This window comes from Pseudomonas sp. B21-010 (assembly GCF_024749325.1).
In the GTDB taxonomy this organism is placed as follows: Bacteria; Pseudomonadota; Gammaproteobacteria; order Pseudomonadales; family Pseudomonadaceae; genus Aquipseudomonas; species Aquipseudomonas kilonensis.
The window spans coordinates 1,926,861-1,940,326 of sequence record NZ_CP087198.1; the positions used below are offsets into that span (position 1 = coordinate 1,926,861).

At 60.8% G+C, this 13,466-nt stretch carries 8 protein-coding genes and 1 pseudogene; 5 read left to right on the top strand and 4 right to left on the bottom strand.

Translation table 11 applies throughout. The features are described 5' to 3' along the window. The first annotated feature begins 93 nt into the window (after positions 1-93). Both LOY50_RS08565 and LOY50_RS08570 read left to right on the top strand, forming a co-directional pair. Positions 94-579: a glutathione peroxidase gene (locus LOY50_RS08565; RefSeq protein WP_214510824.1), complete on the top strand. Its 486-nt coding sequence runs from the start codon at positions 94-96 to the stop codon at positions 577-579. After that, positions 576-1,037, top strand: a complete 462-nt coding sequence (locus tag LOY50_RS08570; protein WP_057451054.1) for a MarR family winged helix-turn-helix transcriptional regulator — start codon at positions 576-578, stop codon at positions 1,035-1,037. The genes LOY50_RS08565 and LOY50_RS08570 overlap by 4 nt, the downstream gene beginning before the upstream one ends. Here the strand turns inward: LOY50_RS08570 and LOY50_RS08575 are convergent. Then, a complete protein-coding gene (locus LOY50_RS08575) occupies positions 1,021-3,342 on the bottom strand; it encodes a response regulator (protein ID WP_258690619.1) in 2,322 nt (773 codons plus the stop codon). The genes LOY50_RS08570 and LOY50_RS08575 overlap by 17 nt on opposite strands. A gap of 163 nt (positions 3,343-3,505) precedes the next feature. Between LOY50_RS08575 and LOY50_RS08580 the strand changes: the two genes are divergently transcribed. Together LOY50_RS08580 and LOY50_RS08585 are read left to right on the top strand one after the other, a co-directional pair. Further along, positions 3,506-4,396 carry an ATP-binding protein gene (locus LOY50_RS08580; protein ID WP_253472699.1) on the top strand — a complete coding sequence of 297 codons (891 nt, stop codon included), beginning with the start codon at positions 3,506-3,508 and terminating at the stop codon, positions 4,394-4,396. After that, positions 4,393-4,875 carry a GAF domain-containing protein gene (locus LOY50_RS08585; RefSeq protein ID WP_258690620.1) on the top strand — a complete coding sequence of 161 codons (483 nt, stop codon included), beginning with the start codon at positions 4,393-4,395 and terminating at the stop codon, positions 4,873-4,875. Before LOY50_RS08580 ends, LOY50_RS08585 begins: the two co-directional genes overlap by 4 nt. 125 nt (positions 4,876-5,000) lie before the next feature. Here LOY50_RS08585 and LOY50_RS08590 read toward each other — a convergent pair whose 3' ends face one another. The 3 genes and pseudogenes from LOY50_RS08590 to LOY50_RS08600 all read right to left on the bottom strand — a co-directional run. Further along, on the bottom strand, positions 5,001-7,949 hold the full coding sequence (locus tag LOY50_RS08590) for an HD domain-containing phosphohydrolase (RefSeq protein WP_258690621.1): 2,949 nt from the start codon (positions 7,947-7,949) through the stop codon (positions 5,001-5,003). A gap of 116 nt (positions 7,950-8,065) precedes the next feature. Next, positions 8,066-11,686: a transporter substrate-binding domain-containing protein gene (locus LOY50_RS08595; protein ID WP_258690622.1), complete on the bottom strand. Its 3,621-nt coding sequence runs from the start codon at positions 11,684-11,686 to the stop codon at positions 8,066-8,068. A 10-nt stretch (positions 11,687-11,696) separates the two neighbouring features. Then, a pseudogene (locus LOY50_RS08600) lies at positions 11,697-11,780 on the bottom strand (DNA-binding response regulator); the annotation flags it as partial. Positions 11,781-11,830: 50 nt separating this feature from the next. Between LOY50_RS08600 and LOY50_RS08605 the strand changes: the two are divergent. Next, positions 11,831-13,396: a recombinase family protein gene (locus LOY50_RS08605; protein ID WP_258690623.1), complete on the top strand. Its 1,566-nt coding sequence runs from the start codon at positions 11,831-11,833 to the stop codon at positions 13,394-13,396. The last annotated feature ends 70 nt before the right edge of the window (positions 13,397-13,466 follow it).

Here is a 13,466-nt window from a genome sequence, read left to right on the forward strand (position 1 = left end):
TCCACAGGGCATGGGTCGGACAATTAAATTGCACACAATTGAATCGTTCGCTATCTTCGCCGCCTGTCCTATGAATTTTCCGGAGCCTTTGCCATGAGCGACAACCTGCTGAGCATCCCGTGCACCACCATCAAGGGTGAGCAAAAGACCCTCGCCGATTTCGCCGGCAAGGCTGTGCTGGTGGTCAACACGGCCAGCCAGTGCGGGTTCACTCCGCAGTACAAGGGGCTTGAGGCGTTGTGGCAGACCTACAAGGACCAGGGCCTGGTGGTGTTGGGCTTTCCCTGCAATCAGTTCGGCAAGCAGGAGCCGGGCGACGAGGGGGCGATTACCGATTTCTGCGAGCTGAACTTCGGTGTGAGTTTTCCGCTGTTCAAGAAAATCGAGGTCAACGGCGCCAACGCCCATCCCCTGTTCGTCCAGCTTAAACAGCGAGCGCCCGGCGTGCTGGGGTCCAAAGGCATCAAGTGGAATTTCACCAAGTTCCTGATCGGCAAGGACGGCCAAGTGGTCAAGCGTTTTGCACCGACCACCAAGCCCCAGGACCTGACCGGTGAGATCGAAGCGCTGCTCAAATGAATGACCTGTCAGTCGATTCGCTGAAGCTCGACAGCCAGTTGTGCTTCAAGCTGTACGCTGCTTCGCGCGCAGTGATCCGTGGCTACAAGCCGATGCTCGATCAACTCGGCCTGACCTATCCGCAATACCTGGCGATGCTGGTGCTGTGGGAATGGCAGGACACGGCCCCGCCACAGCCGACGGTCAAGGCCCTGGGTGAGCGTTTGCTGCTGGATTCCGGCACGCTGACGCCGCTGCTCAAACGCCTGGAACAGCTGGACCTGGTCCAGCGCCAGCGTTCGGCCCGGGACGAGCGGGAGGTGCACTTGAGCCTGACGACTGCAGGGCGAGCCTTGCGTGAACAGGTCGGCCCGCTCAAGGCCCGCCTGTTGTGCGACAGCGGTATCGACCTGGACCGCCTCGGAACGTTGCGAGACGGTCTCGATCACCTGTTGGGCCAGATCAAAGCGCTGACGTAGTCGGCACCCACTGGTCCAGCACTGCCGCCAGTTCTTCGCGGCGGAACGGCTTGGACAGGTAATCGTTCATGCCGGCCGCACGGCAGCGCTCGCGTTCCTCGGGCATTGCGTTGGCCGTCAGGGCGACAATCGGCAGGTCCGACCAGCGCCCGCTTTGGCGGATCTGTCGGCTGGCTTCGTAGCCATCCATCACCGGCATGTTGCAGTCCATCAACACCAGGTCGAACACCCGCTGTTCCAGTTGATCCAGGGCTTCGCCGCCGTGGGCCGCGACGGTGACTTCGCAGCCCAGTTTTACCAACATCCCCTTGGCCACCAGTTGGTTGACCGGGTTGTCCTCCACCAGCAGCACCCTTCCACGCCTGGACGGCGCCATGGCTTCGATCTGTGCGTCATTGATGACAGTCGCCTCGCTTTGCATGGCGCGCCGCAGAATCTGGTACAGCGCGTGGCGCGCCAGCGGCCGGGCCTGTTGTATCAGCGGGGCGAGGGCGGCGGCTTCTTCGCTGGGCATGAAGCTGCCATAGGCGGTCACCAGCAGGATCGGTGCGTCAAAGGTTGGCCGCAGGTTGAACAGGCATTCCGGGCAGTCGGTAATCAGTACGTCGGGTGTGAGCCCCAGCAACCCGTCGTCGATGGAGCGCTGCACATAATCCAGGCCCCATCCCGGCAACAGCATGCCCAGCAACTCGGCCAGGCCGCTGCTGCTGGCGGTGATGGCGACGACGTTGCCGCGCAACGGTTCGACCGGCGTTGCCGGGAGATGGCAGGGCAGGGGCAGGTCGGCACAGAACTGACTGCCAAAGCCGGCCTCGGAACTGATGGTCAACCGGCCCTGCATGGCTTCGCAGAGGTTGTAGGTCAGTGCCAGGCCCAGCCCGGTGCCACCGAACTGGCGGGTAATCCCGGCGCCGGCCTGGGTGAACGGCTGCAGGATTCTCGCCTGGGCTTCCTGGGGGATACCGATGCCCGTGTCGCAGACCTCGATGCGCACGCCGCCTTCGTAATGACTCAACTTCACGTCGACCCGGCCGAAGCGCGTGAACTTCAGTGCGTTGGACAGCAGGTTGCTGACGATCTGACGCACCCGGGTCGGGTCGCCGAGTACCTGCGCCGGGAACTGTGGGTCGATCAGGCAGGCCAGTTCGACACTGGGTGCCGCGTTCTGGGAAAGCAGGTTGGCGGTATCCTCCACCAGGGAGCCGAGGTCGAACGGGATGCGTTCGAGTTCCAGTTGACCGGCGTCGAATTTCGACAGGTCGAGGATATCGTTGAGCAGTTCGACCAATACCTTGCCCGAGTCATGGGCAATCGATAGTTGCTGTTGTTGTTCGGCCGTCAGGGGGCCGTCCAGGGACAGGGCGATCATTCCCAGCAGGCCGTTGAGTGGTGTGCGGATCTCGTGGCTCATGTTGGCGAGGAAGGCGGAGCGGGCCTCGGCCATGTCCAGGGCCGTGCGCCGGGCCACTTCCAGTTCCTCGTTGGACTGGCTGAGGCGGGCATTGCTGGCCTTGAGTTCGGCGGTGCGTGCCGAGACGATGTTCTCCAGTTGCGCGAGGTATTCGGTGAGGCGATTTTCGGCCGTGCGCCGCTGCTGGATTTCGGTGGAGATGTTTTCGAACTGCTGGTTGGCGACGGAAACCAGTACGCCGATTTCATCGGACTGGTGGCCGGCAGGGCATTCCAGGCGGTTCTGTTCAATGCTGCTCGGGTCGCGGCTGCTCAGCTCACGGATGACTCGCACCAGGGGCTTGGTCAGCATCACGTAGAACAGCGCCAGCAGCAGGCCGGTCAGGATCAGGCTGCGGGCAAAGCCGTTGAGCAAGGTGACTTCGGCACGGCGCAGGAAACGACTGCCGAACGCATAGGTGTCGACGTCCAGTCGCAGCATGCCCAGGGATTCACCGGGCAGGTGGTCCAAGTAGAGGCGGTCCTCGAACTGACGCTGGGCGCCGAACAGGAAGTCGCTGATGAACCGGTAGCTGCTTTGCAGCTCGGGCCGCTTGACGCTGGCGAGCACGGTATTGTTGTTGTCGATCAGCTCGGCCCCGATGATGGCCGGTGAGCGCAACAGGCCCATGGACAGCTCCTGGGCGAGCTCGGCGTCGATGTTGTAGGCGATGCGCGAGGCCGGGTTGTGGCTGATTTCCAGCAGCGAGAGGATTTCACGGTTGATCGACGCGTCTTCGCTGGCATAATCGATGCCGATCTGCATCAGGCTGAGCAAGGTGCCCAGCACGAAGCCCACCAGGACGGTCAGGCGGGCCTGCTTATAGGAAAGCCGTTGAGTGAATCTGATGTCCATTGAGTGCTGAACCACTTACGTTTCCCTTCGCCGCTCAAGCATAGCTGATCATCTCTGAATACCGGTGCAGCCGGTGTGTATTGTGTGAAGTAGACCCGCCAATGGATACGGCGTTTCGTAGCTCGAGCGCCATCATTGCTGTGAACTTGTCCGAGGAGAAGACGTGGACTCGCGATTGAATGCTTTTCTTGAGCGTGCCGATGCCGTGCTGGCCCGGATCGAGCCTTTGCTGCCGGCGCCCCGGCCCACCATCGATTGGACCCAGACCCTGGCCGCCCGCTGGCAGCGTGACGGCCGTAGCGGCTACCTGCTGCCGCTGCAGGTCAGCCTCGACATGCGTCTGTCGGACCTGATCGGCGTGGACCGCCAGGTCGGACAACTGGGCCGCAACACCCGGCAGTTCATCGATGGCATGCCCGCCAACCATGCCTTGCTCTGGGGCTCGCGTGGCACCGGCAAGTCGTCCCTGGTACGCGCCCTGTTGGCTGAACATGCCCCGCATGGCCTGCGCTTGATCGAGATCGAGCGCGATCACCTGGCCGATCTGCCTCGGGTGGTGGAGCAGGTTGCGAAACTGCCCCAGCGCTTCGTGTTGTTCTGCGATGACTTGTCGTTCGAATCCGGTGAAGGCGATTACCGCGTGCTCAAGAGCGTGTTGGATGGATCCCTGGAGCAGGCGCCGGACAACGTGTTGCTGTATGCCACTTCCAACCGTCGTCACCTGGTGCCGGAGAAGGAAAGCGACAACGAGAACTGGAAACGGGTCGACGGCGAACTTCACCCCAGCGAAGCGGTAGAGGACAAGATCGCCTTGTCCGACCGCTTTGGCCTGTGGCTGTCGTTTTATCCGTTTACCCAGGAGCATTTCCTCAACGTGGTGGAGCACTGGATCGGCGAACTGGCGGCCAAGGCCGGACTGGCCTGGCAGCGCGACGAAGCGCTGGATGTACTGGCGGTGCGCTGGGCAACCGGTCGCGGCAACCGCAACGGACGTTGCGCCTATCAGTTTGCCCGTTATTGGGTAGGCCTGAAATTGTTGGAGCACAAGGCATGATCGATTTGAAGGGCACCGGAGTCGGCCTTGACGGCTACGCGTTGTTATCGGCACAGCTGGAATCCTTGCTGGCCGATGAGCGTGACTTCATCGCCAACGCCGCGCAGTTCTCGGCTTTCCTGTCCAGTCAGCTGGATGATCTGAACTGGGCCGGTTTCTACCTCAATCGCAACGAAGAGTTGGTCCTGGGGCCGTTCCAGGGCCAGATCGCCTGCGTGCGGATCCCCTTTGGCCGCGGCGTGTGCGGTACGGCGGCCGCGACCCGGCAGACCCAGCGCGTCGAAGACGTCCATGCCTTCGCCGGGCACATCGCCTGCGACAGCGCGTCGAACAGCGAACTGGTGGTGCCGCTGGTCAAGGACGGGCGCCTGATCGGCGTGCTCGACCTGGACAGTCCGAAACTGGCGCGCTTTACCGAACATGATCAAGCCGGCATCGAGCAGTTGGCCGAGATCTTCCTGCGCCTGACGGATTGCTGACTCGCTTTGCGTAGGAGCTGGCGAAGCCTGCGATCTTTTGATCTTTTGATCGTTCGCTTGAGGTTCAAGCGTCAGGGGAAAGATCGCAGCCTCGCTTCGCTCGTCAGCTCCTACAGGGATAGCTTTCATGCCTTCAACCCTGCCTTGACCAGCAGGCCGTGGGGATCGACTTCATCGATCTGGTGCGGGTCGAGGAACTGGTTGGCGTAGCTCTCGTAGATTTTTTCTTCGATGAACAGCCCGAACAGCTCGGGATCGAGATGGGCGTCACGGCACATGGTGGCCATGATGCCCAGGGCCTCGCTCAGTTTCTTCGCTTTCTTGTAGGGGCGGTCGGCCGCCGTCAGCGCTTCGAAAATGTCGGCAATGGCCATCATGCGCGCCGGCAGGCTCATCTCTTCGCGTTTGAGGCGCTTGGGATAGCCGCTGCCATCCATTTTCTCGTGATGACCGCCAGCGATCTCCGCCACGTTGTCCAGGTGACTGGGGAAGGGCAGCTGGCTGAGCATCAGGATCGTCTGCACCATGTGATGGTTGATGACGTAGCGCTCCTCGCGGGTCAGCGTGCCGCGCGTGATGCTCAGGTTGTAGAGCTCGCCGCGGTTGTATTTCCAGGCCGGTACGTCGAGCTGGAAGCCCCACGGGTTGTCCGCTGGGATCAGTTCGGCCGCGTGGCGCTCGAGCAGGTGCTCGGGCTTGTCTGCCAACAGCGGCTCGCTGACCGGCAGAGTCGGCTTGGGCGTGCGGGCCTGGCGCCGGTTCTCTTCCCAGGAAACCCCCAGGCGATCGTCGAGGGTCCGGGTCCATGGGCGTTGGGCAATCTGTTGCAAGCGTTGCAGGTCGGCCTCGGCCATGGCTTCGGCGCCCAGGTTGCAGCGGGCGACGAAGGCAAAGTCGTCATCCAGGGCCGTCAATGTCGCGTCGCGCTGTTGCGCCAGGGATGACGGCTCGCCGCCGCTTGCCACGGCCTGCCAGTAATCGACCCAGGCGTCGCGCTTGAGCACCTCGAAGCGGGTGCGTATCTCGTGGATCCGGTCGTTCAGGGTTTCCAGCTTGGTGGCCTTGTCGACCACATATTCGGGGGTGGTGACCTTGCCGCAATCGTGCAGCCAGGCGGCGATGTGCAGGGCTTCCCATTCGTCCTCCGTGGGCCGATAGGTGTCGAATGCCGGTGCCTGGCTGGCGGCGGCCGCCTGGGCGAGCATCAGGGTCAGGACCGGCACCCGCTGGCAATGGCCGCCAGTGTAGGGACTCTTGGCATCGATCGCGCCGGCCAGCAATTGGATGAAGGCGTCCAGCAACTGCTTTTGCCTGGCTTGCAGGCGCTGGCCCTCGATGCTCACGGCGGCGGCACCGGACACGGCCTGCAGGAAGGCGATGCGGTCGGGCTGAAGTTTTTCCAGGTCGGCTTCGGTGCCGCTGTCGGTGATCAGCAGTACCAGTACCCCGACGGTTTCCTGGTGCCGATTGCGCAAGCGAATACCGATCAAGTGGACCCGTGGCGAGTCCAGTGCTTGCAGGACGCTCTGCAGATCGGCCGCCTGTTCGAAGCCCAGGGAGGCCACGAGGTTGTCCGCGGTGGCCAGTTGCTGGAGCCATTGTGGGCTGTCGCCAGCCTGTAGCTCATGGCTGCGCAACTTGAAGGCGTCGAGGTCCCTGGGCGTTCCATTGATTACCAACCCGTACGGCTTGACCCGATTGTCGTCGTTCTCGCGCAAGTAGATCAGGCCGGCCTGGGCCTGGCCGATTTTTACGGTTTCAAATAACACCCGTTCCAGCAACGGGGCGAAGCGGGTTTCGGCGCGCAGGCTGGCGGTGATTTCAAAGAAACTCGCCAGGGTCTCTTTCATGCGCGCCATCGACACGCTCAACTGATCGACTTCCAGCACCGGGGAGCGACGGGACACCGGGTAGTTGAAGTCAAAGCTGCGAATGGCATCGGCCTCCTGCACCAGTTCGCGCAAAGGCTTGACCAGGATCCTGGACGTCAGCCAACCCAGGGGCAGGCACAGCAGCAGGGTGGCGAGGGTGATGAGCGCGCCTTGCCAGCGCATGCGATAGGCATTGTCCAGCAGCTCATCTTCAGGGACCAGCAACGCCAGTTCCAGGCCCTGGGGGCCGCCTTCCTGCATGTGGCTGCGAGAAACGATCCACTGGCGTCCGTCCGCTTCCAGGCGCGTGGTGTCGGTGTTGTCATCGAGCGCGGCGGCGATGGCCGGGCTGAGGTCGCGGGCCTTGATCAGGCGCGCCGACTGGACGTCGGCGAGCAGCCGGCTGCTGTCGGGATAACCCACGGCGTTGCCCTTGGGATCGAGCAAGACGACTTCGGTGCCGGTGGTCACCTTATGCTTGGCCAGGGTCTGGGACAGGGCCGCCAGGGTCAGGTCGGCGCCGATGACCGCCTGCTCGCCACTGCGCCGGGCGAGGGTGGTGCCGACGTTATGAGTGGAGAAAAATACGTAGGGCTCGGTGGTGATCTGCTCGGTGCTGCCGGCGGCGCTGCGAAACCAGCTGCGGCTGCGGGGGTCGTAGGTTTCGTCGGCAATGTCCCGGCGCCCGATGAGCGTCAGCGTCTCGTCGTAGAACAGCGACTGGGAATGAATCGGGCCTTGTTCGGTTGCCCGCTCCACGGTCCAGACTTGGTAGGCCGCCTGGGCCGGTGCCTGCAGGGCGGCTTTCAGGGCCGCGGTGCGCAATGGCCGGACCATCATGAAGTTGCCTTGATGATCGCCCAGGTACAACGACGCCAGGTTCGGGTTGTCCCGCAGTGCCTGGCTGAAGGGCACGAGCAGGGTCAGGCGTTGCGCCAGCTGGGGCGTGCGCGTCGCCGGATAGTCGGCCAGCAGGCTCAACAGATGGCGGATGGGTTCGTAGGTGTCGTACAGATCCAGGCGCACGTCCTGTTCGATACGGTTGAACAGTTTTTCACTGCTGGAGAGGATGATTTGCGTGGTTTGCCGGTAATTGAAAATCCCCAGCACCACCCCGGTCAGCAGCAAAAGCAGGGTAAACATCACGCTGATGTGGACGTGCAGGGGGAACCGGCGTTTGTCCGGACGCGGTGCGCTGGGCATTGCAGTCACTCCAAGTGTCAGGGGGCGTTCTCGATGGGTGTTCCCGCGTGCAAGGGAAACCGATCGAGAACCCCCCAGGTACGCACTGCTGAGCGAATAGCATAGTAAACGCTGGATTATTTTGCCTTGGCGATCTCCGTTTCGAGGGCCCGCTCCAGTTCGCTCATGGCGCGGTCGAGGGCGTCGATGCAATCGCTGATCCGCCCAGGTGCCTGCGCCTGGTGACAAGCGTGCTCCAATGCCTCGCACCGCTGGATCAGCGAGGTCGCCTGGACGATGCGGGCGACGCCTTTTATCTTGTGCGCTATTTCGGTCAGCGCTTGCCGGTTTGCGCCGCGGGCGACGTCCAGCAACTCCTGGCGGTCCGAGCGGCTGCTGCTGAGTAATTCAGCCAGCAGGCGCTGGTTGGACGAAGGGTTGCCGCCAGTCAATGCCTGCAGGCTTTGTATGCTGAAAACCGCTGGGCGGCCGGCGGGTTTGACCGCTTTGATCCATTGGCTCAAGGCGCTCAGGCTGATCGGCTTGAACAGGCAGTCGTCCATCCCGGCGTCTTGGCAACGTTGTTTTTCCTCCGGTTGTGCATTGGCGGTGAACCCCAGGAGGGTGCAAGGTGGCCGTTGCTGCTCGGACTCATCGCGGCGAATCGAGCGGGCCAGTTCATAGCCGCTCATGATGGGCATGTTGCAATCGGCGATGACCAGATCGAAATGGTTCTTTTGCCAGACATCGAGCCCGTGGGCACCATCATGGGCGACCTGATAGTGATGGCCGAGGTATTCCAGTTGCTGCGACATCAGCAGGCGGTTGGCGGGATGATCGTCCACGATCAGGACGTTCAGGGTGGCCTGGGCCGCTTCGATGACCGGTTCAGGTGGGGGGCGAACCGGCTCCGTCGACAGGACGGTCAGTTGCAGGCGGACCTGGACCTGGGTGCCGACGCCGAGTTGGCTGCTCATGTGCAGGCTGCCGCCCATCATCCGGCACAGGTTGCGACTGATCACCAGCCCCAACCCCGCGCCGTTGCGGGCCATCCGGCTGGTGTTATCGACCTGGGCAAACGGCTCGAACAAACGTTGCAGGTCCGCCGGACCAATACCGATGCCGCTGTCGTTGACCTCCAGGTGCATCTGTAGAGCGTCGTCCCGGTCGGTTGGAAGCAGCCGGACCTTGATCACTACCTGGCCCTGCTCGGTAAATTTGAGGGCATTGCTGATCAGGTTCGACAGCACCTGTTTGAACCGCAACGGGTCCATCAACACGTCAGGGCTGCCCTCGGCGTCGTCGAACTGCAAGGACAACGCCAGGTTTTTTTGCCGGGCCACGCCCTCGAATACCCGAATGACCGATTGCAGCAGGGCCCTGAGATTGACGCGTTCGGGGGTCAGGCTCAGGTGACCGGATTCGATACGGGCGATGTCCAGGATATCGCCTATCAGCTCGAGCATCCCTGAGGCCGATTCGTACGCGACTTCGATGGTCGAACGGTCCACACGGCCTTTTTCGGCCTGTTTCAGGGCCAGTTCAAGCATGCCGATCACCGCGTTCATGGGGGTGCGGATTTCATGGCTCATGGTTGCCAGGAACGTGCTTTTGGCGCGGTTCGCGTCATCGGCCTGTTGCTTGGACGCGCGCAGTTCCTCGAACAGCTGGCGCCGCTCACTGATGTCGATCCAGCCGCCGATGATGCCTTGCACTTCGGCGGCAGAGTTTCGGTAGGGGAGGATCCAGTGATAGATCGTCAGTTGCCTGTCCCCGATGTGCAGGGGCCGATCGACGATCAGGGCGGTGCCTTCGGCCATGACGCGTTGGTAGTCCGCCTGGTACTCCTGCGCTTCGAAGGCGTTGCTCATGGATCCTGGCATCTGGCTCTTGCCGATGACGTCTTCGCGTTTGACGTCGAACGTTTGCAGGTAACTGTCGTTACAGCTTTGCAGGATGTCGTTGCGATCCCTCACGTAGATGGGGTGGGGGGTGCCGTTGAGCAGTGCGTGCATGAATTCGAGTTGATCATTGAGGGCCAGTTCCGCCCTTTGACGTTGCCTGATCTGGCGCTGCATGTAGGCGTTCCACGCCAGGGAAAACAGCAACAACAGGCCAACGCCCGCGACGATCTGGAGGAACAGGCGGTTGTAGGTGCGCCAGGTGTGTTCCGTGGGCGAGACGTAACCGCGCCAGCGGTTGTTGATGACGCCCAGTTCGTCAGGGTCGATGCTGGTCAGGGCCTTGTCGAGGATGGCGTTCAACTCTGTGGCGTTTTTTGCCGTGGCCAGCGCGAACATGGCCTGTTGGGTGCTCACCGTGCTGCTGATTTGCAACCTGTCGCGCCACGCATGGGAAGAGATGAAGTAGTTGGCCATCACTTGCGAGTTCACGCTGCCGTCGACCTGGCCATGGGCGAGCATTTCCACGGCGTGCAAGGGGCCGTCCGTTTCGATGATTTGAATGTTTGGGTACTGGCTGCGTAGCCATTCAATGACCGGATTGCCTTTGGCGATTGCCAGGCTGGCGTGGCCGAACTGATCGAGTGTCGTGGGCGTGTCGGACTGTTTGCGGGTCAGCAGGACGAACGAGCTGTCGACGTAGGGGCGGCTGAACTTCAATTGGAGTTGTCGTTCACGGCTGGGCAAAAGTGCGGCGATCATGTCGGCTTGATCGTTGAGGACCGCAGCAATCATTTCGCTGTCGCTCTGGCGGCGCTGGATGTCCAGGCGCAGGCCGGTGCGCAGCCGGATCAGTTCCAGCAGGTCGGCACTGATGCCGCGAAAGTCCCCGTCCGCATCGAAGAAGGTAAAGGGCGCGGAGGTTTCGTTCACCACCACCCGGACCACCGGATGCCTCGCCAGCCAGCGTTGCTCGCGGTCGGTCAGTTGTATCCTGTGGTCCGTGAGATACAGGTCGCTGCCTGCACTCCAGCGCTTGGAGATGGTGGCTTGCTCGGCAATGGAGACCTGGCTCAGCGTAGCGTTGATGACTTCCAACAAGCGGGTGTCGCTACGTCGTACGGCGAAACCGAACCCATGGGATTCGTGTTTGCCGAAGCTGACCATGCGGATATTGCTCAAGTAGCCCTTGTTGATCATGTAGTGGGTGGAAAGGGTATCGCCGAGAAATACATCGGCCTGGCCGAAGGCGACGGCGTTAATGGCATTCTGGTAGGACGGGTAGGTGGTGATGAGTGCCTTGGGGTAGAGTTTTTCAATTTCCCGCAGCGGCAGGTAGTGATACACCATGCTCAGTCGCAACCCTTCGAGATCGTCAGTCAGGGATCGGCTTTCATTCGTTCGGGTGACGAGAACGGGCTGGTCCACTGCGTACGGCGTCGACAGCACAATGTCGGGGTTGCGCGCCTCGAAACCGTTGGCGGTGCCAAGCATATCGATTTGCCCGTCCTTGAGTGCGGCCATGGCCGCCTCGCGGGAGTCGAAGCGCAGGACTGTCATGGGCAGGCCGGTGGCCTTGGCGATGATGTCGGCGTAATCGGCCGTCAGGCCTTCGTAGTCGTGTCCGCTGGTGGAGAGATCGAAGGGCGGGTAATCCGGGGCGGAGGTTCCCAGGACCAGCGCTTGCCGATCCTGTAGCCAGGCGCGGTGAACATCATCCAGCTTGACCTCGGCATGGGCCATGGACGAGCGGCCCAGCAGGGTGTATTGCTCGGGCGCATGCGCTGCCGCCGCGGGCATTCCTGTATATAACGCCGCACTGATCAGCAGAAGACATTCGGTTATGCGTCTGAGCATCCTGTTTTTCTCACACCAGCGCGTTGCGCTTCGCCATTTCAATCAGATCGACCAAGGACTTGACCTTGAGCTTCTGCATCAGCCGCTTCTTGTAAGGTTTTCAGATGTATACAATGGGAGCTCAAGTACCGGTCAGAGGGCGCCATGCCTACAGCATTCAGCTATGCACGATTCTCCAGTGCCATTCAAAAGAAAGGCTCAAGCCTTGAGCGTCAGCAGGCAATGGTCGGCAGCTGGTTGCTTCGACACCCCAATTACGCTTTGGGTGACATCACGTTCCAAGACTTGGGCAAGAGCGGTTGGAAGGGCGATCACATCAAAGACGGCGGTGGTTTTGCTGAGTTGCTGGCCGCTGTAAAAGCTGGCGTGATTCAGGCCGGGGATGCTGTTTTGGTTGAGTCTATCGACAGGGCCGGCCGCTTAGACACTCTGGATATGCTTACAAGAGTGATCGCTCCGATTCTGGACGCTGGCGTATCCATCATTACCCTTGATGATAACGTCATCTACACACGCCAGAGCTTGGATGGCGGTTCTATCTACATTCTGCTGGGCAAAATCCAAGCTGCTCGCCAGTACAGCGATAATTTGAGCCGTCGTCTCACGGCATCCTATGACTCTCGCCGTAGGCTCGCGGCTGAGGGGAAGACGCCCAAAAGAATTACGCCCGTATGGCTTACCTCTAATGGTGTAGTGATCCAAGAGATCGCTGATCAGGTCAAACAAGCCTTTGAGTTGTACGCGTCAGGACTTGGCAAAGCCGTCATTGCAAAACGGATGCGTGAGTCTGGTATTGCTGCACTAGCTAAAACCTCTGGGCCAGGTGTCGAGGGCTGGCTTCGTAATGAGGCCGCGATAGGGCGCTGGAATGGCTCTCAGGTGTACGAACCAATCGTAGACATCTCGCTGTTTCAGCTAGCACAGATTGAGGGCGAGAAACGCAAGACTGCCCCACGGGCAAAGACAGCCGCTCATTTTCTTGTGGGGTTGGTGAAGTGTGGATGCTGTGGCCACAACTTCATCATGCGCACCATCGGAGGTGTTCAGATTTCCATGAGGTGTAGGAAGCGGCAGGAGCTTAAAGGCTGCGACAACAAGAAAGTGATTCCGAAGGAAATCATTGATACGGTTTACAAGTACACATCTGGTACTGCTGCCTTGGAGGTTGTGAATCGTGAACACAACGGCGTGAATGAGAAGGCGATCATTGCGGCTGAGGCCAAGCTACTTGAAATCTCAAAGCAGATGCAGGAGCTATCCTCTGCAATTCTCACTGTAGGTGCCATTCCTGAAGTGTTGTCTCAGCTTCAGCAAGTGCAGGAAGCACGGGAAACCACCGAGCGACAATTAGCAGTGCTCAAGGCAACTGTAGTTCCGTCAGCTAGCGGATGGATCGAGCAGGGCAAAGTGTGGGCGCTTGAGCGAAACGATCCTCAGCGCCTCTCCGCTATGCTCCGTAGCGTTGGTTACACAATCACGATTCATCCTGATGGTCGTCTCGTCTCGGGCTCTGGTGCATATCGGTACGCCGGTGTTGATCGAAAGGAAAACCGATACAGACTGTTGCAGGGTGACAAGCTCATGTTAATCCTGAAGGGGCCAGATGAGGATTACCCGTACTGGGAGCCGTTTGAGGAAGTGGCGGGGGAATCGACGTGGGATGAGTCGGATTATGACAACCTGAGACGCCAGTACGAAACATCAGAGTGAAACGGATGTAGGTTAGCCGAAGGGGTGACGGCCTCGAAAACCCCTTCAAAACCCTCCAAAACTCGGAAAA

Coding starts and splice junctions, on each gene's coding strand:
- LOY50_RS08565 (WP_214510824.1), top strand. CDS start 94: ATGAGCGACAACCTGCTGAGCATCCCGTGCACCACCATCAAGGGTGAG.
- LOY50_RS08570 (WP_057451054.1), top strand. CDS start 576: ATGAATGACCTGTCAGTCGATTCGCTGAAGCTCGACAGCCAGTTGTGC.
- LOY50_RS08575 (WP_258690619.1), bottom strand. CDS start 3,342: ATGGACATCAGATTCACTCAACGGCTTTCCTATAAGCAGGCCCGCCTG.
- LOY50_RS08585 (WP_258690620.1), top strand. CDS start 4,393: ATGATCGATTTGAAGGGCACCGGAGTCGGCCTTGACGGCTACGCGTTG.
- LOY50_RS08590 (WP_258690621.1), bottom strand. CDS start 7,949: ATGCCCAGCGCACCGCGTCCGGACAAACGCCGGTTCCCCCTGCACGTC.
- LOY50_RS08595 (WP_258690622.1), bottom strand. CDS start 11,686: ATGCTCAGACGCATAACCGAATGTCTTCTGCTGATCAGTGCGGCGTTA.
- LOY50_RS08605 (WP_258690623.1), top strand. CDS start 11,831: ATGCCTACAGCATTCAGCTATGCACGATTCTCCAGTGCCATTCAAAAG.